Here is a 484-nt window from a genome sequence, read left to right as displayed (position 1 = left end):
CGGGTTTTGGGTGCCGGGGGCCCCAACCCACTCCCCCCCCCCACTGCAAATTACCCCCCGACAACCGCGGGGGCCCCCCCGGTTGGGGGGGCCCCGCCCCTTCTGTGTGTTGTCACGGGGGTCCTACCGGCGCTCAGGAAGGGCGTCAGCAGGGCCTGTGGCTAGCCGAGCGCCTTGCCGGGCAGCTCGACCTTCGCGCCGAGCTCCGCGAGCTTCTCCATGCTGTGTCTGCCCGGGGGGTGACCCCCGGACCCCCAGCAGGGCTTGTGGCTAGCCGAGCGCCTTGCCGGGCAGCTCGACCTTCGCGCCCAGCTCCACGAGCTTCTCCATGCTGTGTCTGTCCGGGGGGTGACCCCCGGACCCCCAGCAGGGCTTGTGGCTAGCCCAGTGCCTTGCCGGGCAGCTCGACCTTCGCGCCCAGCTCCACGAGCTTCTCCATGCTGTGTCTGTCCGGGGGGTGACCCCCGGACCCCCAGCAGGGCTT

Source organism: Streptomyces sp. NPDC055140 (genome assembly GCF_053607285.1).
The sequence above is the reverse complement of the archived record's forward strand: the minus strand, read 5'-3'. Positions refer to the sequence as shown.